The organism is Alteromonas sp. MB-3u-76, assembly GCF_002831605.1.
Lineage (GTDB): Bacteria > Pseudomonadota > Gammaproteobacteria > Enterobacterales > Alteromonadaceae > Alteromonas > Alteromonas hispanica.
Genome location: NZ_CP025115.1, coordinates 4280185 through 4300486, shown reverse-complemented (window position 1 = coordinate 4300486; position 20302 = coordinate 4280185). Strand labels below are relative to the sequence as shown.

General features: G+C 43.9%; 17 protein-coding genes. 8 read left to right on the top strand and 9 right to left on the bottom strand.

Annotation, left to right across the window (positions count from 1 at the left end; all coding sequences use genetic code 11):
* Positions 1–170: 170 nt before the first annotated feature.
* Both CW735_RS19135 and CW735_RS19130 read right to left on the bottom strand, forming a co-directional pair.
* Complete coding sequence (locus CW735_RS19135) at positions 171–758, bottom strand: DUF1285 domain-containing protein (protein WP_100973109.1); 588 nt, start codon at positions 756–758, stop codon at positions 171–173.
* On the bottom strand, positions 745–1605 hold the full coding sequence (locus CW735_RS19130) for a DUF3014 domain-containing protein (protein WP_071981031.1): 861 nt from the start codon (positions 1603–1605) through the stop codon (positions 745–747). Before CW735_RS19130 ends, CW735_RS19135 begins: the two co-directional genes overlap by 14 nt.
* A gap of 270 nt (positions 1606–1875) precedes the next feature.
* Here CW735_RS19130 and CW735_RS19125 point away from each other — a divergent pair, with 270 nt between their 5' ends.
* Both CW735_RS19125 and CW735_RS19120 read left to right on the top strand, forming a co-directional pair.
* Positions 1876–3120: a sterol desaturase family protein gene (locus CW735_RS19125; RefSeq protein WP_100973108.1), complete on the top strand. Its 1245-nt coding sequence runs from the start codon at positions 1876–1878 to the stop codon at positions 3118–3120.
* Between the two features lie 181 nt (positions 3121–3301).
* Positions 3302–3610: a DUF6482 family protein gene (locus tag CW735_RS19120; protein WP_100973107.1), complete on the top strand. Its 309-nt coding sequence runs from the start codon at positions 3302–3304 to the stop codon at positions 3608–3610.
* A 63-nt stretch (positions 3611–3673) separates the two neighbouring features.
* Here the strand turns inward: CW735_RS19120 and CW735_RS19115 are convergent, their stop codons facing one another.
* From CW735_RS19115 to CW735_RS19100, 4 genes are all read right to left on the bottom strand, one after another.
* Entirely contained in the window at positions 3674–4999 is a 1326-nt protein-coding gene (locus CW735_RS19115; RefSeq protein WP_100973106.1) for an ABC1 kinase family protein, read from the bottom strand.
* Positions 5000–5300: 301 nt separating this feature from the next.
* Positions 5301–5681, bottom strand: a complete 381-nt coding sequence (locus tag CW735_RS19110) for a hypothetical protein (protein WP_100973105.1) — start codon at positions 5679–5681, stop codon at positions 5301–5303.
* 204 nt (positions 5682–5885) lie between these two features.
* Positions 5886–6431 carry a DUF6702 family protein gene (locus CW735_RS19105; protein ID WP_442857494.1) on the bottom strand — a complete coding sequence of 182 codons (546 nt, stop codon included), beginning with the start codon at positions 6429–6431 and terminating at the stop codon, positions 5886–5888.
* Positions 6424–8904 carry a M1 family metallopeptidase gene (locus CW735_RS19100; protein WP_083595346.1) on the bottom strand — a complete coding sequence of 827 codons (2481 nt, stop codon included), beginning with the start codon at positions 8902–8904 and terminating at the stop codon, positions 6424–6426. Before CW735_RS19100 ends, CW735_RS19105 begins: the two co-directional genes overlap by 8 nt.
* 193 nt (positions 8905–9097) lie before the next feature.
* On the opposite strand from CW735_RS19100, the gene proB reads away from it, so the two are divergent.
* From proB to CW735_RS19080, 4 genes are read left to right on the top strand one after another with little or no spacing between them, the layout of a single operon-like run.
* Positions 9098–10216, top strand: a complete 1119-nt coding sequence (gene proB / locus CW735_RS19095) for a glutamate 5-kinase (protein ID WP_071981025.1) — start codon at positions 9098–9100, stop codon at positions 10214–10216.
* A 29-nt stretch (positions 10217–10245) separates the two neighbouring features.
* Positions 10246–10683, top strand: a complete 438-nt coding sequence (locus CW735_RS19090) for an acyl-CoA thioesterase (protein ID WP_071981024.1) — start codon at positions 10246–10248, stop codon at positions 10681–10683.
* Positions 10680–11618 carry a D-2-hydroxyacid dehydrogenase gene (locus CW735_RS19085; protein ID WP_071981023.1) on the top strand — a complete coding sequence of 313 codons (939 nt, stop codon included), beginning with the start codon at positions 10680–10682 and terminating at the stop codon, positions 11616–11618. The genes CW735_RS19090 and CW735_RS19085 overlap by 4 nt, the downstream gene beginning before the upstream one ends.
* Before the next feature lie 21 nt (positions 11619–11639).
* Complete coding sequence (locus CW735_RS19080) at positions 11640–12542, top strand: DMT family transporter (protein ID WP_071981022.1); 903 nt, start codon at positions 11640–11642, stop codon at positions 12540–12542.
* A gap of 54 nt (positions 12543–12596) precedes the next feature.
* Here CW735_RS19080 and CW735_RS19075 read toward each other — a convergent pair whose 3' ends face one another.
* Positions 12597–12869, bottom strand: a complete 273-nt coding sequence (locus CW735_RS19075; RefSeq protein WP_071981021.1) for a hypothetical protein — start codon at positions 12867–12869, stop codon at positions 12597–12599.
* Between the two features lie 243 nt (positions 12870–13112).
* Between CW735_RS19075 and CW735_RS19070 the strand changes: the two genes are divergently transcribed.
* Positions 13113–13619 (top strand): RNA polymerase sigma factor, encoded by a 507-nt coding sequence (locus tag CW735_RS19070; protein WP_071981020.1) that lies wholly within the window; start codon positions 13113–13115, stop codon positions 13617–13619.
* Positions 13612–14232: a hypothetical protein gene (locus CW735_RS19065; protein ID WP_071981019.1), complete on the top strand. Its 621-nt coding sequence runs from the start codon at positions 13612–13614 to the stop codon at positions 14230–14232. Before CW735_RS19070 ends, CW735_RS19065 begins: the two co-directional genes overlap by 8 nt.
* A gap of 17 nt (positions 14233–14249) precedes the next feature.
* Here CW735_RS19065 and CW735_RS19060 read toward each other — a convergent pair whose 3' ends face one another.
* Together CW735_RS19060 and CW735_RS19055 are read right to left on the bottom strand one after the other, a co-directional pair.
* Positions 14250–18044 (bottom strand): translocation/assembly module TamB domain-containing protein, encoded by a 3795-nt coding sequence (locus CW735_RS19060; RefSeq protein ID WP_232230527.1) that lies wholly within the window; start codon positions 18042–18044, stop codon positions 14250–14252.
* A complete protein-coding gene (locus tag CW735_RS19055; RefSeq protein WP_083595415.1) occupies positions 18041–19798 on the bottom strand; it encodes an autotransporter assembly complex protein TamA in 1758 nt (585 codons plus the stop codon). Before CW735_RS19055 ends, CW735_RS19060 begins: the two co-directional genes overlap by 4 nt.
* Between the last annotated feature and the right edge of the window lie 504 nt (positions 19799–20302).

Here is a 20302-nt window from a genome sequence, read left to right as displayed (position 1 = left end):
AAAGTATTACGCCATTATTGGGTTGTTTTATAAGTTTAAATCAAAAGAAAGATGTAACGATATTCGGAAGATATATTCAAATGCACTACCGCTTTTGTTGAAAACACTAAACTTGTTGATAAAGCTGGCTTTAGCGATAGGGCTGACACTACTGATAGAACTGGTCAAGCCTATTTTGATTGATTAACTTCACCAATCACAAAGTTGCGGTTTGCAGAGTGTATTATAAAGCGTGTTGTATCACCGTTGCTTTTTTCTTCGGCCTTTTCAAGTAACTGATAATACACATTTTGATGGAGGCGGGCCCATAGATTTCGGCGTACACACACGTAGGGAATTGCAGTGGCATCTTTATCTCTGATCTCTTCGGGAGGAACGCGTAATTCAATTTGCTCCTCATTATCCAAACGGACTTCGTCGCCAGTTTGAGTAACAAGTACCAGTGTCTCACTGTTGTCTTTTTCTTCTAGCACTTTCCATTGAGTGATTAAAAACGGGGTGTCCTCAACAGTGATACCCACTTTTTCCACTGGAGTAACAAGAAAGTAATTGTCCTCTTCTTTTTTAAGCACCGATGAAAACAATTTCACTAGGCTAGCACGGCCTACCGGCGTTCCCTCATAGAACCAGCGGCCGTCCATCGCTATGACCATGTTAATGTCGCCACAGAAGTCTGGGTTCCAATTTTCTACGGGAGGCAGAGAGCGCGCCTTGTCAGACGAACCCTCTATCTGTTTTTGAAATTTAGTTAAGTCCATTTTGCTCAATCAAGACTTTAATTTCACGTAGCTTCGCTTTTATACGACGCATATTGTCAGGCCCTGTTCTTAAAAGCTGTTTTTGAGGCCCGTCAAGGTTTTCAAGCCGTTCATCTTTGTACTTGTACATAACCGAGTCTGAGTAAACTTCTACCGGTACAGGCACTTCCGGTGTATCTAGCAGTTCATCAATGGCGTTTAACAAAACGACGTTAAAGTCTTTGTCTGGATCGCCAATCTCTGCGTATTTAGCCTGAATGTCGTCTTTGTAAGTCTGAAAAACATTGACCAGTGCCTCGTTATCAAATGATTCCAGCACGTTGACGTATGGTGTATAGCGCTTATAGCTTGCGGCATCTATCCATTGTTTTCCGGCCTGTGAGTAAACTCTAAAATTCTGCTCAGGTGGCGTTAAAAGCTGATGGTTAGGCGCCATTTTATTATTGGCTAAGTTTGTTACCGACACGACAAAGCGTTGTAGTAACCCCTCATTGACGAGCAGCCTATTCACGGTGCTTTCATCGGCAGAAGCACTATTAATCAACGACTCTTTGATCGCAGGGTCGCTCACATCGAGAGGTTCAGGCTCGGGTTCTTCAAGCTCTGGTAGTGGTTCTACTTCATCTTTTTCTTCAAGTTCAACAGTAGGTGGCGCAGGCTTGGTTTCAAAAACCTCTGGCTCGTCAGATTCTGTAATAACAGGCTCATCTATTTGTGGCTTTGGTGTTTCTACCGGATCAGGCTTTTCATCACTGGGCCAAAAAACAATGGCCAGAATAACGACAAGGATAATTCCCGCTATCAGAAAGTGTGGGCCTAACGACTTTTTCTCTGTTGTTTCGCTCATAATGACTCCGCTGCTGAGATTTCCTTTTTGGTAATACTACCAGACATAACACTCAATGTTAGAAAATCAAACAAGAGAATTGTTCCTTTCAGCTTAATATATTAACTGTACTACTCTTTAACGTTTCAAACGGGGTTTTCGATTGCTTATATCAAAAATGAACCGTTTTCTTGCCAAAGCTCAAAAACGAGCCATGCGGCAAATGTAAATAGCTTGGGTTTTTTTAAACATTTGTTTAACATGAGGGCTGTGTTTATTAGGTTGCAGTTTATGACCGTTATTTTATTTGCGATTCCGCTATTTTTTCTGCTTATTGGCTTAGAGCTTTACGTTGATAGCAAGCGTAAAACAGGGCACTACCGTACCAATGATGCCATTACCAGCTTAAGTGCTGGTGTACTTTCTCGCATGATGGCAATAGGCCATCAACTTATTCCGTTCACCATTTATGTGCTTGTGTTCGACGCCGTTGCGATGTTTGAACTTCCGCAAGCGTGGTGGGTGTGGTTAGTTGCCTTTGTTGCCTATGATTTCTTTTATTACTGGAATCACCGAATGGGACACGAAATAAGTATTTTGTGGGCCGCCCATGTCGTGCATCACTCTAGTGAAGATTACAATCTTACCACTGCGTTGCGGCAAACGAGCGGTGCAATTTTTAGTTGGGTATTTTATTTACCGTTAGCATTTGTTGGGTTTACCCCTGAAATGATCATCACCGTAGGGGCACTTAATCTGGTCTATCAATTTTGGGTGCATACCCAGCATATTAATACTCTAGGGTGGATGGAGCGCATTTTCGTTACCCCGTCTAATCACAGGGTGCATCATGCACAGAACCCTGTCTATATTGATAAAAACTATGGCGGTGTGTTCATTCTGTGGGACCGATTGTTCGGTACTTACATACCTGAATTAAAAGAGGAACCAGTTGTTTTTGGTATCCGCGGAGCACTCAACAGTTTCAATCCGATAATGGCTAATTTGCAAGTCTATAGTCAGCTAGCCAAAGACAGTTATTACACACGCCGATGGAGTGACAAATTTCGCGTCTGGTTTGGTCGTACTGGATGGCGACCAGCAGATGTTTCAAAGCGGTTTCCAAAGGAAAAATTGCCCTTGCAACAATTTAAAAAGTACCACCCACATATTCATAAATCGGTTACGCGCTATAGCTTACTGCAACATGTCATTATGCTTGTCGTTTCGCTGTATTTTCTTTTGAATTTAAGCGCTCTCTCGGGTATTCAACAAGTCACTATTGTGACAACGGTTGTGATTATGAGTATTCAAAACGGTTTTATATTGTCTCAGTCAACGTTGGCGTTAGCTATAGAGGGGCCTCGGCTGCTAATGCTTCCTTTACTGTGGATTGCCGCAGGGGTTGGCGTAGCAGCGTTGTGGTTTGCTTTATCGTGTGTTGTTAGCTTAATTGCCCTACTTTATGCTGTGCGCCACAGCAATTATCGACGTCCACTTGAAGATGTCACCTTGTCTGCTGAAACGGCAGATTGAACCTGAGAGCTCGCCATTACGTAATAAGGTCGTTTTGCGCAAAAGCGTTAACCTATTCCGCATATAGTTACAGCGAAGGCTTACTTTGCAGTTCCCTCTTTTGTTTGGGCTCGGCAATCAGATATGCACATAAGTGAGAATAGAGCACTCCGATACCAATGGCTTGTTTTTAGAGGGTAGCATGCATAAGTTTCTATTTAGTGAGTTAGAAGATACGCCAACAGTAATAGACTACTTAGAAGTTCAGTCTTACGAGATGAACGTATATTTAGTGTATCTAACTGTGAAGGACAGAAGTGGCATGGTTTACGACAAAAAAGGTAAGCCCATGCGATTCTTTAGTACAGGCCATATTCGTGAGGCTTTTGCACACTGTAGTGTTGCGAAATCTGTGATGAAGCACGATACGCCTTACGATGAAATGATAGGTAACCCACCAAAAAGCGCTGAGCAGATGGCACTGCCTTTTAGTATGGATTTACCCTACTAAGCGCTTCCCCATCATCTAGATTGATAATCTAGATCAAAAAGCAAAAACAAAGGAAAAGCTGCGTTATTCTAGCCAAGGCGCAGCCAGTTCTCTCATGTTTACTTGGGCGCCCAAGCGTCTTGCGAGAAGAAATAAACCACCAAGCTTTCGATGGATAAACAGTGCGTCAGCCGGTGGCGTGTGCCAAAAGTCGTGCTCGGCAGTGAGTGTCATGCCCTTATCGTGAAGGCGCTGTACCAAGGTACTTGTACCGAAGTCGTAAGGTTCGTCATGTATCAGCGATTCACAGGCTTCCATACCAATACCTATGACTGCATCGACCTGTGCTGCCTCGTGAGTGCTGTCAATTAAGCCAATATCTAACGCTGCTGCTTTCATACGTTGCGTGTCTTGCAAAGCGGCGCTATTGAGAAGTTCTTTATACCCCACAGAAATGTCGTCAGGAATGTCTCTGGTGGCACCAAAATCAAGCAATACTATCTGCTTGGTCTCAACATTAAATTTATAATTGGCAAGGTTTGGATCGCTTTGTAATAACTTAAAGTTAAACACTTCGTTGAAAAAAAGTGACATTAAGTCACTCATAACAGCGTTACGTACATTTTGGGGCTCATCGAGTAAAGCGTCTAAGTTCGAGGCTTCAATAAAGTCCATAGCCAGAACGGTTTCACTGGTAAGAGGCTGGTAAGTAGATGGAATTAAAAAGCGCTCCATATCCGCTAAATGACTACCATAGCGGGTAAGCATGGTTGCTTCTCTGTTGTAATCCGCTTCCTGGTGCAGTTGGGTTTTAGCTTCATTAAGCAGTGGCTTAATATTCAGTGATTTTGGAATGAGCCCGGTTAAATTTATAAGTGTGGCAACATTGTCTACATCGCTATCAATGCTCTTTCTAACCCCGGGGTACTGCACTTTAATGGCAAGCATTTTTCCTTCCATTGTAATAGCTTTGTGTACCTGACCAATAGACGCTGCTGCCACAGGTGCAAAGGAAAAGTACAACAGATCATCTTGCCAATTCTCGCCCCAAGCTTGGTTTAATGTATCGATTAACTGCGATTTTGGCATCGGGTCGGCGTCTTCCCTCAATCGCGACATTATGGTGGCAAGTTCAGGAGGTAAGAAGTCACCGGCGTCCATGGATATAAGCTGACCTAGCTTCATGGCTGCACCGCGCATACTGGCGAGTTGATTCGCAACGTTAGTCATGTTTTTTGGGGTAAGCAGCAACGACGATAAGGCGGGTTTTTCACCCCTTAAAAGCTGCCCGGCTCCTTGTGTCACGACATTGCCTGCAATTTTACCGGCCAGAGCACCTAGCCTACTTACTCTAGAAAACCGAGAAGTGGGGATCGCTTTTGACTTTCGTGAAGGGGTATCGTTGGACATGTAAGCTCTCTTTTTATGGGGTTAAGCTTGCCGTGCTAAATAGTGATGTGCGTGATTTTTATACGCTTAAGCCTTATGCGCTTGAAGCACACCACAGCATAAGCACACCACAGCATAAGCAGAACTTGGTGCGCAAAGCGCTGATTATTAATTTTGTTAATTTAGTAGCGAAAGGCACTTAAATAGCACCGAAAAGTATTTTCGCGCTTGGTTTAGATAACATTATGAATAGTTACGTGGAAGAGGTGGGAAGCGATTACAAATAAGCGTAATCGCTTGTTGTCAATAATTAGGGCACGCCTTAGATTATTTGGGATATCACTTGCAAAATAAATCCAACGACGCTGCCAATGGCAAAGCCCGTCCAGCCATTGGCGCTGTAGTAACGCCAAAGAGCAGCGCCAAAAAAGCCACACCAAAGCATTGAAGAATACGTCGCCATCATGCCATCGCCCATACCAGTATTGGGCAAAAACAGCATAACAATAAAAGTGAGGGCCATTGCCCCACTGAGCAATACCCACATGATATTTTTCTTGTCAGCAAAAGCGTTATTGCTTTTGTTGGCATCAGCTGGTTCAACAATTGCGCTAGTGTCTACACTATCACTGTTGTTAGTTGCCTTTTTCTTTCTGTCTTTTCGAGCGTTGTGCGAAAGTGCACTAGAAGCACTATGACTCATAATGATACCTATAATGAATATCTAACCCGTGAATACTCCGAGACGTTAATATATTGTTAATTGGAATGCCATAAGACTTCGGTGGTAGACAAACGACAAGATTCGAGAGAAACGGATACAAAAAAGCCCGCAATATTTAGCCGTAAATACTGCGGGCCTTGTAATTATAAATTGAAACGTATTTATATATTGAAAAGTAAAACCTTAGTGATGGCTGGCGTTAAAGCCTACTTCTAAGAGAGTAACATTATCTGTAAAGGTAAGCGTTTTAAGCGGCCCATTGCCTTCAACATTAATGGTATTTACTTGACTAGGCCACAGGTCTCTTAGCGCATCATGACGAATTTTAAGGCCCTCTAACGCAGGTGGTTGATCTGTTTCTTGGTAAACCCAAAAGTGCTTACCTTCAACTTCAAAACCCACTTGGGTGAGCGGAAGTGATTCATCTTCAATGTTTAACAACGCAAAGTGTTTACCTACATAGTCGGCAAATGCTTGCTGCGTTCCTTTATCGTCGATGATATCTGCGTTCTTTTCAAACAATACCTTCACCGCGTGCTCAGCATCATGCATGTTAAAACGATGCATTACTTCAATATTTTCCGTTCTTGGATTAAACAACACTGTCGTAATTGCAGCTTTAATTTGATGTGCCTGTGCCGCGTTGCTGTAAATCATGCTACCTGCAACCAAAAGCATAGCAAACAGGGCGAAACCGCCCTGCTTAACAATGGACAACTTATTAGTCATCTTTTTCCTCTTCGCCTTCCTCTTCGTCGTCATCTGTCTTTAACTCAGTTTTCGAGTCTTGCATAAGGTCGCGATATTCGTAGCTGTTACGAGATTTGCCTTTATATGCTTCGATGCGCGAAGGAATAATACGACGAGGATAGTGATTGTTTTCAACATTCACGTCTGCCGTTTCCCAATGCGGGTCTACGGTAACGCTCACTAGCTCTTTGTCTTTTTCAGTTACGATAAGTTTGCTAACCGCTTTTGGCGTTCTGCGCCAAATTTCAGCAGGTATACGCATCTCTTCTTTAGTACCGTCTTCATAAGACAACTCTAGAATGATAGGCATTACCAAGCCACCTAGGTTACTAAAATTAAGCACGTAATAGTTTTTATCTTCTCTTACTGCACGTTCGAACGCGGTGCGCTCCCACGGCTCTAAACCTTTCAAGAATTTTTGATAGCTATTGCGCTCTTTATTTGTCACGGTGTAACGATCGTTTTCGTCGTAGAAATCGCTAATGTCATCAAAGCGGTCAACCCAAAGTTCTTTACCTTCTTCTTTGTTGCGAATGACGGTAAGTGACTGAGGTTTTTCCATTTCTGCTTGGCGCTCGCGGCCAAAGTCGATATCTGGGTCTTCTGTGTTCAAACGAAGCTTGTAAACACTGTCAAGGCTGATATCTACGTGATCTGTTGAGTAGAACCAACCGCGCCAGAACCAATCTAAATCAACACCTGATGCTTCTTCCATAGTGCGGAAAAAGTCTGAAGGTGTAGGGCGTTTAAACATCCAGCGTTGAGCATATTCTTTAAATGCAAAGTCGAAAAGTTCTCTACCAAGAATAGTTTCACGCAGAATATTCAGCGCTGCAGCAGGCTTGGTGTAAGCGTTAGGACCTAAGCGAAGTACCGAGTCTGACTGAGTCATAATAGGCACTTGAGTTTGAGACTTCATGTAGCCTGTAATATCACGTGGTTCAACGCCCCATGGAATAGTAGGGTCCCATTCGCGACCTGCAACACCGTCTAAGAAGCTGTTAAGACCTTCGTCCATCCATGTCCACTGACGCTCGTCAGAGTTAACTGTCATAGGGAAATAGATATGCCCTACTTCGTGAATAACTACGCCGATAAGAAAGCGCTTTTCTGCCAACGAATAAGTACGTGTACCGTCGTCTTGTAATTCAGTACGAGGGCCGTTAAACGTGATCATTGGATATTCCATGCCACCCACAGGACCGTTAACCGACTGAGCTACCGGGTAAGGATAGTCGAAACTAAAGCGGCTATACACATCCATGGTATGAATGATGGATTCAGTAGAATACTTCTGCCATAGCTCGCCACCTTCTTTAGGATAGAACGACATCGCCATTACAAGAGGCTGTGTGTCGCCACCTTGTTGGTAACCGCGTGCATCCCAGGCAAACTTACGTGATGAAGCCCACGCAAAATCACGTACATTTTCTGCTTTAAACGTCCACGTTTTTAGCTTTGACGTACCTTCCTTTTCGTTCTCAATAGCTTCTTCAGGCGTTACGATAAAAACAATGCGATCTGCTTTCTCTGCTTCTTTTAAACGTTCGCGCTGAGTTTTTGTAAGCACGTCTTTAGGATTTTGAAGCTCACCTGTCGATGACACAATGTGGTCGGCAGGAACGGTAATGTCTACTTCGTAATTACCGAATTCTAATGTGAACTCGCCGCGGCCAATAAACTCTTTATTAGTCCATGCTTCATAATCGGTGTACGCCGCTAAACGCGGGAACCACTGAGCCAGCAAGAAAATGTCATTGCCACCTTCGCGCTCATCATCAGGGAAGTGCTCGTAACCTGCACGAGCAGATACTGCATCTTCTTCTACAATGTTAAATGCGAAGTCGATGTCGAAAGTCACTTTTTTACCTGGCTTTAAAGGCTTAGCCAAATCCACACGCATTAGTGTACCAACAGTGGTATGACGAAGGTCATTTCCTGATTTATCTTCAACGCGAGAGATGGTGTAGCCTAGCTCATTGTCTTCAACGAACTGCTGACGACGAAGTGCACCCATGCTCAACTTAGCCGGTTTATCGCCGTTGGCGGCTTGAGTAGCTGGCCCACGATTTCCAATGCCACCAAATGTGGTAGTAAGCGCTGACATAGAATCATCGCGGAATTTGTTTTGGTCTAATTGAATCCACAGATATTTAAGCGTATCTGGTGAATTGTTGTGATAAGTAATCGTTTCTTTTGCTTCAATACGACGCTCACCTTCAAGCAGTTTTACGTCGATATCGTAATCTACTTGTTGCTGCCAATATTGATGGCCCGGTTCGCCAGCGGCATTTCGGTATACGTTTGGAGTAGGTAGAACTTCATCTAGCTGACGGAATTTATCTTCAAAGTCGCCTTTTGTTTGTTTTATGGCGGCGTTTGCACTTGGAAGAGAAATCAGCATAGACAGTACTGGCGCTAACCAGAAAAAATGTCGTTTTGCGGTACTCATTGTGTTTCCTTGCAACGTGATTAGTTGGAATTGTTATAAATTATCACAGTTAGTATATAAGCCTCAGTAGTTGAATCCTAGTTTTTGACCGTAATCTACCCCCGGTTTAACGCAAAGTTTGTGTAACAGAACATTTTGTTCTGCGCCATTACTGTCGTATTCTTATTGTCCGTTTTTTCTTGTTTTCTCCCATATGAATAGTTTCTCTTGGCAGCGCGCTGTCGTAAAAGTAGGTAGTGCATTGATTGCGCCAGAAGGTAATGAATGTAGCGGTCGTTATTTATTAGCATTAGCTCGTTTTATCACGGCAAGTCGCGAGCAGGGAAAAGAAGTCATTCTCGTTTCCTCAGGTAGTGTTGCTGCGGGGCGCGGAAAAGTCTCTTCTGGTCAATATAAAGTGAAGGTAAGACAAAACCCGTCTATTGCTGAAAAGCAAGCCATGGCCGCAATCGGCCAAAACATCATGATGGCCAACTGGCAGCGATTTTTTGATTTTCCTTGTGCCCAGGTACTGCTTACTGCCGACGATCTTCGTGACCGTACGCGTTACGTGAATATAAAAAATACACTTCGAGAGATTATCAATCACCATGCACTTCCTATCGTGAATGAAAATGACACGGTAGCAGTGAATGAACTTAAAGTGGGCGACAATGACAACCTTGGTGCTTACACTGCATTAGTCGCACAAGCCGACACCTTGATTATTTGCTCAGATATTGACGGGCTCTACACAAGCGATCCTCGTAAAAACAAAGATGCTACGTTAATTCCTGTGGTTGAAAGCATTGATAGCACCATTTATGGGTTAGCCGGAGGGGCCGGAACGTCTGTTGGAACTGGCGGTATGCGCACAAAGATAGAGGCAGCAGATAAATGTATAAACAGCGGCATTCAAACGCTTATCGTCAATGGTCGACACGGTGAAACTTTTGACGCCCTGCTGGCTGGAAAGGTGCCCGGTACGCTTTTTAAAGCTATGCGAACCCCTTCTAATGCCAGGCGCTTATGGTTAACGCACACATTAAAAACTGCTGGTCGTATTATTATCGACAAAGGCGCCAAGGTTGCTTTGATTGAGCAGGGAGCCTCGCTACTCCCCTCGGGTATTGCGGGAATAGAAGGAAACTTTGCGCAAGGCGAAGCAGTTGAAATAGTGTGTGAAAACCAAGCAGTGGCAAAGGGATTAAGCTTATATAACGCAAAAGACTTAATACTTATAAAAGGGAAAAAGTCGAAAGATATTGCCAGTGTGCTAGGTTATGAAACGACAAATGTAGCTGTGCACAGAGACGATATGGTGCTTTTGTAGCAGAGAAAGCCCTTTTATACAGGATGCCCATGACAGAAATAACGCCAACACTCGCCGACTATCCGTTTTCAATTACTATTGCTACTCGCTGGCAGGACAATGATGCCTACGGTCACATCAATAATGTGATGTATTACAGCTTTTTTGATACGGCGGTAAATCGCTTTTTAATTGAGCAGGGTGGATTAGATATTCACAACGGTAAGACCGTGGCGTACGTGGTTAGTAGTCAATGTCAGTACGTTGCTCCGGCAGCCTACCCTGAAAATATTTATGTTGGTATGAGTGTAAAAAAGGTAGGGAGGAGCTCAGTTACTTATGGACTGTCAGTTTACGCCGGAGAAAGCCAGCGAAGAGTTGCTCATGGGCAGTTTGTGCATGTGTTTGTCGATAGGGCTTCAGATAAATCTATTCCTATTCCTGTAAAAATAAAAGCGGCCCTTGAGTCGATAAGCGATGCCGTATGAGTTTACCTAATGTGGTGTTTCTTGATGCAGAGACATTAGATTTAGAGTCGCTGGATACTCAACAACTCAGTGATGTAGATGCATGCCTTACGTTGCATCAAAATACCCTTCCAAACGATGTTGTTACGCGAATTGAAAGTGCCACTGCTGTATTGGTGAACAAAGTTGTACTAAGCGCAGAAGCGCTGCGCCAAGCGCCCAGGTTAAAATACATTGGTGTTACAGCTACCGGCATGAATAATATCGACCTAGAGTATTGCAAAGCAAATGATATTAAAGTGCAAAATGTTCAGGCATACGGGACCAGCAGTGTGGCGCAGCATGCGTTAACGCTACTGCTTAATTTGGCCACCCAGTTTGTGCACTATCAGCATGATGTAAAAGCGGGGGCGTGGTCTGAATCTTCCCATTTTTGTTTACTGTCTCACCCTGTTGTTGAATTAGAGGGAATGCACGCTGTCATTGTAGGTCATGGCGAGCTTGGCAAGCGAGTAGAAGGTTTATTTAAAGCTATGGGCATGCAGGTGACTATTGCTGGGCGTCCAGGAAGAGCCGACGATCCGCGCCCGTCGCTTTCATCGCTATTACCTAGTGCTGATGTGGTGAGCCTTCATTGTCCGTTGACGCAAGAGACAGACAAGTTGATAAACGCAGAAACCCTATCGTTAATGAAGCCAAATTGTTTTTTAATCAATACCGCGCGAGGTGGACTGGTTGATGAACCCGCCTTGCTTGGAGCACTTAAAAATAAACAAATTGGTGGCGCTGGGCTCGATGTATTGTCTGTTGAACCTCCACCCTCTGATCATATTTTAATGCAGGCCAATTTACCCAACTTGTTAATAACACCACACAATGCATGGGTGGGGAAACGCGCGCGACAAACCTTGCTCGATTCAGCGGTTAACCACTTAACGCAATTTTTAGCGCAATGATAATTGAGGATTAATGGGCGAATGAACAACCCAACCTTATTCTCATTGTGCTGTCTAATTTGGGGCTCAACTTGGATTGCGATTACCTATCAAATTGGCCATACATCTGAGACATTTGCTATAGCGCTGCGCTACTTACTCGCCGCCGTATGCTTGGGAATTTATTGTTTAGTAAAAAGGCTGCCGTTTGCCCTTCCCTTGCAAATACACGTGAAGATGGCTGCGGTGGGCTTATTTCTCTATAGCTTAAATTACACTCTGCTTTACATGGCACAGGCACATATTATCAGCGCGCTTTTAGCGTTGATGAGCTCCTGTATTATTTATATTAACGTGGTGCTACGTCGCTGGTGGTTAAAAGAGCCTATTCGCAAAGAGGTAGTGATTGGGGCGACGTTTGGATTAAGCGGTATTGTGTGTTTGTTCGTACCCGAGTTCTCGAAAGTTTCCATGGACGCAGCGCTGGCTTTAGGATTAAGCATTGCCTTTGTCAGCTTTTTTTGTGCTTCAGTGGGCAATGTTATTTCTGAGCGGATTTTAACTTCTGGCACTCCGGTTATTCAGATGAACTTTTATGCCATGTCTTACGCCATGATTTTGCTATTTATAACGTCGTTATTGTTGCCGGGTAAGCTCATTATTCCCACCAGTACAGAGTTTTATTTATCGCTGCTTTATCTAGCTTTGTTTGGCTCTGTTTTTGCCTTTGGTGCTTATATGAAATTACTTCAACAAATGGGGGCAGATAAAGCGGCTTACGTGGTATTGGTATATCCCATGGTTGCGCTGGTAATTTCAACCTTCTTTGAGGGCTATCAGTGGACAGCGCTCTCTTTCGTCGGTGTTGCTGTAGTGCTAATGGGCAACGCAATTGCCATGGGAAAAATACCGCGCTTTATGCGTCGCCCTTTTTTATCTCACTAAACCAAATTTAACAAACTAAAGCCTACTAAAATAAGGCCTAACTAAGTAAGCGGCTTAAAGCGCATTTATTTTCTTGTTTAGTTCATAAGCTGGCTCAGTCACTATAGCTTCTAGTGTTTCTATTCGCGCCATAAGCGCTTCTATTTGAGCGTCTTTTTCTTTTATTTGCTGCTGCTGTAGCGCTGCTTTGCTCGCTATAAACGGGTTACTGCACTTTCCGTTCATCCAGTCGTTCAAGCGCCACTGAAATTTTGCGTCTAAATAACTCGCTAATAGCGCAATAGAGGTGATACTTCCAAGTAACAATACAAGGCTTAATGTAGACATAGAACTCTCCTTCACTAGGATAATTTATGTGTTGGTTCAAGGCATTCGTTGTTACTAGTCACGGCTTTTCAGAATAAATTACAAAAAAGATTTATAAACGTGTAATAAAAATAAATGGGTGCAGACTGTAACTGGGTGTGTTGAGCTTTTTGCTGCATTTTTGTAGTGGTCAACTCGCTACAGTAATGATTAGGGTACTTACGTACCTGCTAAACATAAAAACTTTTAGAAAGGGCAACCCGCTTGGGCCAAGGATTTGAAGACGTTTTTACACAATACGGAGCATTGTTAAGCCGCGTTGCAAATAGCTACGAAGCTAACGAGGCTATGCAGCAAGAGCTTTTGCAAGAGATTGCTATTGCTGTGTGGCAGGGGCTGTCTCGGTTCAAGGGCGATAGTAGTGTAAAAACCTATATTCTGAAAATTGCGCACAATCGCGCGGTAACCCATGTAGCAAGCCAAGTAAAACGTGTTGATACTCACCGATATGAAAGTGATACGTTGGGCTCTGATGGTTACCAAAGTCCACAGTATTCTCCAGAAGTCGTTTCTAGCCAGCAGCAATCGCTAGCACGTTTGCTGAAAGTCGTTCGGGCACTTCCCCTGCAGCCAAGACAAGTGCTTACCCTGTCGTTAGAAGGATTAAGCTATGACGAAATTGCCGAGGTATGCGGTATATCAAAAAATCATGTGGGTGTTATTTTGAAACGGGCAAAGCAAAAAGTGCTGCAGGAGGAACCCAATGCATAACGATGATAATAAAGATCGAGTAAAAGCTAATCGAGTTAAAGGAAGTGACACTGATTTGACTATGTTATGGCAGAATCAGCCAGTTAACGATATCGACCTATCTGAAGTAAAAAAAAGCTTTAACAGCGAGCGAATAAAACAGCGTATTTATATGGTTATAGATTCTTTAGCGCTTCTGCCTTCTCTCTATTTTTTATCTATTTACTGGGGAGAGCTATCTTTTACTGCAAAAGGGTTATGTATTTTTATGGTGGCAACGGCCATTCCGTTTTTAATTTATCAATTGTGGCTGCGACGAGTGGCGGCTTTTGCCAAAGACTCACAAACTCTTGATCATTTACATCAATACACGCGCCAGATAAAAAATAATATACGCATTGCGTTCATCACCAAGCACTCTGCATGGCCCGCGCTTTTTGTGCTGCCTGCGTTTGCATTAGAGCGATACTTTTTTGGAGAATTAAGCCCCGAAAAATGGGAAAAAATCGCCTTCAGTTTTCCCATCGCAACGCTCATTCTTATTGTATGGGGTATTTGGGCACACAAGCGTCAACAGCGCTTTGAAAAACAACTCAAAGCGCTAGAAGAGATGGCAGAGCAGCGCACAGTTTAGGGCGCACTCTTGTTTCTTTAGTCGTTATTTTCTTTATCGCTTTGTTCGTCATCGCTCTCAGAGCGCCTGCGGTTTTCGCCTAAGAAAAACTCATAGTAGAGGTCGAGCGCAAATTCAGACTGGTCTTCTAACGTGGTTTGAATTGCTTCCAAATAAAGGTTAGGTAACAGTTGGTACTTTAACGCTAGGTCTGGCGGCAGCTGTCGGCGGCGTAATGTGCTATTCACGTCATTATTCCCTAGACCCACATCCACGTTGTATTCCACAGACAAGCGGTCGTTTATTTGGCCTGTGAGTGACAGCATATCTTCATTAGTACTTAGACTGAAGTCGTCGATGCCCAGAGCACTCCCCACTTGGCCGGTAAGGGTTTTAGTATTAGAAAGGCCAAAACCTAGTAGTAGCGCGGCATAATTCGGATCGGATGCCCCTGAGTTTGGCCCAGACCCGGTCAATAAATAGGAAAGCACGCCTTGCTGATCCATCGCGGGCTCTGAAAAGAGATTAATACTTGGTGAGTCTGCTGAACCGTCTATACGTATACCGGCTATTACATCATCATCAGTCTTCGCAGGATTACGTATTGCCTCTACCAATAATGAAGGTTGACCAATAGGGCCGTTAAACTGTATTTCACCCGTTTGAATAATCAAGTTTTGCCCGTAAGCTACATAACGACCGTTTAAAATCTGCAAATCACCATAGCCCACGAGTGCGGGTTGCGTATTAATACGGATCCCACCATACAGACTAGCCGTTAGCCCAAAGGCCTCAACTTTCACCTCTTCGGTTTTGGCTTGGTCTATATGCACCATTACTGATGCATGGACGATGTCCAGGGGCTCTTCTTTGCGAGGCTCGCCGCGTAGGTGCACATCTTTTGATGGCGATACGGCGCTGTCTGGCAGCGACGCTATTTCAATTCTTGCCCATGGAATATTTACGTCGCCGGAAATATCTATTTTTTCTTTTGTAGCAACAACGTCTAAATTCGGTGACACTTTTAAACGCGTATTCGGCTGGCGAATCTCAAAGCCATCTCCCTTGAGACTAAACTTTGCACTAGGATTGGCAGACCAATCCAGTTCGCCGGTTAATGCTCCGTCACCTCCGCCTAGTGTGAAAGTACCGTCTAATTTGGCAACCTGACCGTTTAACACAATAGATTGGCTCCAGTCTGAAAGAGAAACCGGAGTGTCTTGAATGTCAATGGCTCCGTTTTTAATATTTAACTCACCGTTAAGCTGTGGGTCGTCAAGATAACCTTTTAGCGCTATCTCTCCGTTTAATAACCCCGTTAAGGTGCGAATGGCTGGCGATATTGGTTTAAATGGCGATACGTCTATCCCTTCCATGCTCAACGTGCCTTCTAGAGGCTTTCTATCGTCGAAAGGGCGAGTATCAAGTTTCAGCGTAGCGTCTCCGATATCTTCGCTCACTATTAAAGAGGTAGACGTTAATTTGCCTTGCTTAATATCCCCAGAGGTTTCAACAGAATTAATCGTTAGCGCTATTGGACGTGTTTCGCCTAATTGCCACTGTGCAGAGCTTAGTGAAGCAGTAAATGTAGCGTCTATAGGGTCAGCCTTTGAGTAACTTCCTTTCGACTTAACAGTGAGCGACGCGCTTGATGCTTTTGACACTACACTAGGGGCAAGCTCGTTTGCCCATAAGCCAACAGGCAGTGACGAGGCTTTAATATCCCAGGTTGCTTTATTTTCCTGATAATTCACGTTGTCTATACATAGTTCACCCTCGCCTCTTGATGACCAACAGTGACTGCTTATCTTAGCCGTGAGCGGCGCAGTGCCCACTTCAAGGTTGAATGGCGATGAAAGTAGCCAACGCATATTCGCAATACTTAGCTGTGTCTCAGAGATACTGCCTTTCCATAAATTGTTTTTCCATGCTCCCGACAGGGCAACTTTAACGGCATGCTCTGGAAGAGTGAGGTCTATATCAGCGTTATGGCTTTCATAGGTGCCGGTTATCGACACGTCGCCGTTTAACGGGCCTTGTTCTGCGGCCTGCTTGTTTAAGTTTGGAGATACGCTTACATTTGAGAGGTTAAGTGTGCTGGTTGTAGATGGATTTTGCCAAGGACCACTGGCTTGAATATTGCCCTTTATGGCGCCAGATGCCTCAGTATACAAAGCGTTAATCGACGCTATGTCTATATCGATATTTGCATTTAAATGCCGTTTATTAAGCACTTGAGCAAACGCTTTTATTCGGTTTTCGCTTTGTTCGATATTCACATTGGTAACGAGCAAGTCACTTGGTCCCGCATATACTGCTTCACCAACTAAGCGCAACGGCTCATCTTGAAGCTTTCCGGCAATGTCAATATCGCGCAAACTAACGTGTAAGCCCCCGCGCTCAGAATATTGTAAGATACTTTCGATACTCCCTCGCAGCTCGGTTGGCGCATATTCGTTAAACTGCTGGGCAGAAACGTTTGTTAAGGTGGTTTTACCCTGCCAGGCAACGGTGTCGTTCAAATACAGCGTACCTGTATTTTTTATGTTTCCCTCTAACGCAGAAATATCCGCCTCGTTGACGTAGATGTTGTTCTTTTTTAACACTACATCTAAAGCGACCGGAATCTCACCAATGTCGGGTAAGTTCGCAGAACCGCTGCCCAGCACTTTGTAATCGCCCATGGTTCCATTTACGGAAATTTGGCCTGCGTCTAGTGTTGCGCCCTCTAGGGTGGGAATTGACTGTTTTTGCCAATTGGCGTCAAAATTAATAGGTAGAGACTCAGACAGTAAGTTTGTCGATAAGCGTGTGCTGGCGGTGATTATTCCACTGGCATTAATAGAGAGATCAATATTATCCAAAGCCCCTGTAGCGTTCAGCTCTATATTTTGGCGCTGGCTGTCTATCAATGCGTAGCCGGTTAAATCGATATCGAGTGGGTAATTGCCTTTTAAATCTGCATCAATAAAGCCCGAGACCTGCCCTTTTTCATGCTTAACATTTAAAGACTCAATGCGCAGCGCTGAATGCTGAAACGTGGTATCAGTAAGGGATAGCGCAAGTAAACGTTGCTCAATATCGCCTTGGCTAAAGCGCAGCGCATTAATACGCACTGCGCCAAATTCTACAGGTATGGGGGTTACGATTATCGGTAGTTCAGGCACTGTATAATTGAGTGAATATGAGGTGGGAATTTGAGCATCTAATGTCGAGCTATTTTGCTCTACGGTTTTTGAATCACTATCACTTCTATTTTTAGCGGTTGTACCCGTAGCTTCGCTAGTGTCTTTAGCTTCATTGAGCGCTATAGCAACGCCATTTACCTCTAAAGTGTCAAATTTTATGCGAGTGGCGCCAGAAAAATCCTCTAACAGCAAGGTGTCTACCGATACTTGGACGCTAAGTGTTTCAACTTCAATGTTTTGTAACGAAAGCTGAGCAACATCCACGGGGATGGGAAGTGCAAAGGTCTCGCTTTGTTCTTCTGTACCTTCATCAGCGGCTGCTTTGAGTTGCGTTACCGTCGCATTTTCTACCTCTAAGTTGTTTATGCACACTCTAGGCTCGAAGGCACATCGCCATGTTACGTCGGCATAGACTCTGCCTACTTCAACACGCCACTGCGGGTTTTGCCAGTTTACTTGAGTAATGGTTAGCGGCCCAGCGAACCCGCCTTCAATTTGTTTTATCGATAAATTTGCTACAAAGGTGTTTGCTATTAACTTAACTACAGGCCCGCCTAAAGGACTAATTAGCAGTGCATAAACTATGACCACAAAGAAAACGGGAGAAAGCAGAATTGCTGATAGCGTGCGCTTTTTCATCTTCATATTTCAGGCCCTATTAAAAGATGGAAGCCCCACTGGTTTTCATCTGGTGCAAAACCGCGGGCAATATACACTCTTACTGGGCCAATGGGCGAAAGCCAATGCACACCCGGACCTACACTATAAGTAAGCTGAGCATCAGTAGTGTTTGAGGCGGTTCCAGCGTCGACAAATGCCGCTATACGCCATTTATCAGCAATACGGTAAGCATATTCAACACTCGAGGTGAATAAATATTTACCGCCAATAGATTCAGTTTTAAGTTCGCCCGTTTCTGGGTTGATTACCTCGGCCTTCGGTGAAATGTCCCTAAAGTCAAAGCCTCTTACGCTTTGATCGCCACCAGCATAAAATCTAAGTGACGTGGGCACATCTGCAAATCTATTGGCTCTGATGGCGCCCAATTCTCCGCGAAAAGTAAATCGGTGAACATTGTTGAATGTAGTAATCAACATGCCCTCAACTACGGCTTTGGCAAAGTTTATGTCTGATCCTGCATTTTCTCTACCTACTTGCCCAAGTACTTGAAAATAGACGCCATTGTTAAAGTCGAGTTCACCGTCTTTGTTGCGATAGGTTACAGAGTATCCTGGCAGAACAAGGGATGTAGTATTGGTATTCAGCGAGCCCTGGTCGTACGTTTCTCGCAAATAAGTAATAGATCCATCTTGCTGCCAAGGAGAACCATCGTCTTGCCAATAGCGATGTGCAGATAAAGAAAGGGTTTCACTTTCGAACGACGTATTGCTGAATTCTATAAATTGATAGCCGGTCTCAAAGCTCACATAGTCGCGAGTGATATTCTTCATCGGTATGCGGTAATCTGCAGATACTGATTGTTCGGGCTTTGAGACAAAAATATCAGCGTTCATTGAGTGGCCAAGGCTATTAACCCAAGGGCGCTCCCAGCCAAGACTAATTCTTGGTCCTGTATCTGTAGCGGCGCCTAGTGCCACATTGAATGAGTCTGACGGACGATGCAGAAGAGACACTTCAATTGGAACTCGTAGGCCATCTGCATCGCTTACAACAGGCCGCGCAATAACACGGCTAAAATACCCTGACTGATTCAAACTGCGATTGAAATCACTAAGAGTTGATGATGAGTATGGTTCGCCAGGTTTAAATGGCATCAGGCGTTTTATAATGGCTTTCGCTTTGTCGTCCCCCACTATTTTTACATCGCCAAAGTGGTACTGTGGGCCGCTTTGTGCAATTAGCAGAATGTTCGCCTGTTTTTCTTCTCTTACTAAATCGAGGCGCGTGGCCTGCCAGAAAAAGTCAAAATAGCCATGAGATAGCGCATAGTTAAACATTGATGATTTAAATGCCTCATAAACGGGCTGATTTAGAACATCTCCCTGTTTAAGCTTAAAGGCGTTAAAGCGTGAACGAAAGTTATTGTCTGTGCGACCTTCGCCGATAATCTCTCGGGTAACTTTGTTGACGATGAGCGGTTTATTAAGAGATACCGTTACCTTGACACTATTTTCACCGTTAAGTGCAATTGCCGTTTCACTATTGTAGTAACCGAAGGGCTGTACCGCCTTGGCTACGGTCTCAGCTACTTCTTCTTGCCAGTAAGGGTCGCTTAGCAAAGACTTTTCTACATCTAAATTATTCAGGTGAACTCGAATATTTTCTTTCACCTTGCTGTCTTCAACGCCAGATATTGAATATGAAATTTCGCTCTGGGCATTTACTGAAGCATGCCCTAGCGCCAGTGCGAGAGAGAGAGCGGCAGCAAATTTAGGCATAGCGTTAAAAAAAGCACGCACGAGGGCAAAACTGTTTCGTATGTGCACGCGGCAGCATGTTGACCAGATAAAAAAACATCGCAGTAGAAGGTTAATTTCTACAGTAATAGAGGGCATTTAAGTGCAAGATCCTTAAAGCATTGGTTCGGTATACGGGCTCGCTCGATAAAAGTATTCAAGCCAACTTACCGTTAAATGGAAGTTTACGAATACTTGCCGAAGTATTATAACGGCTGACGCTCCTGATTTCCCTTCGTTTGTGTTACGAATACGCTGCAAATCATATCCAGTGACAGCATACCATATTTATATTTCTCATCTGAATTGCGCGATGAGCCATTAAAAATTTGCGTTACTTAAACTAAAAAGACGGGGGCGCTTTGTCACCTTTTGCCTTTCTAGCACTGTGTAACACATTTAATACGTATAGTGAGTGTGAATAGAGCGATAAGTATTTACTCTGACGCTGTTGAAGTTAACATTAGGTTGTAAAGACCTATACAT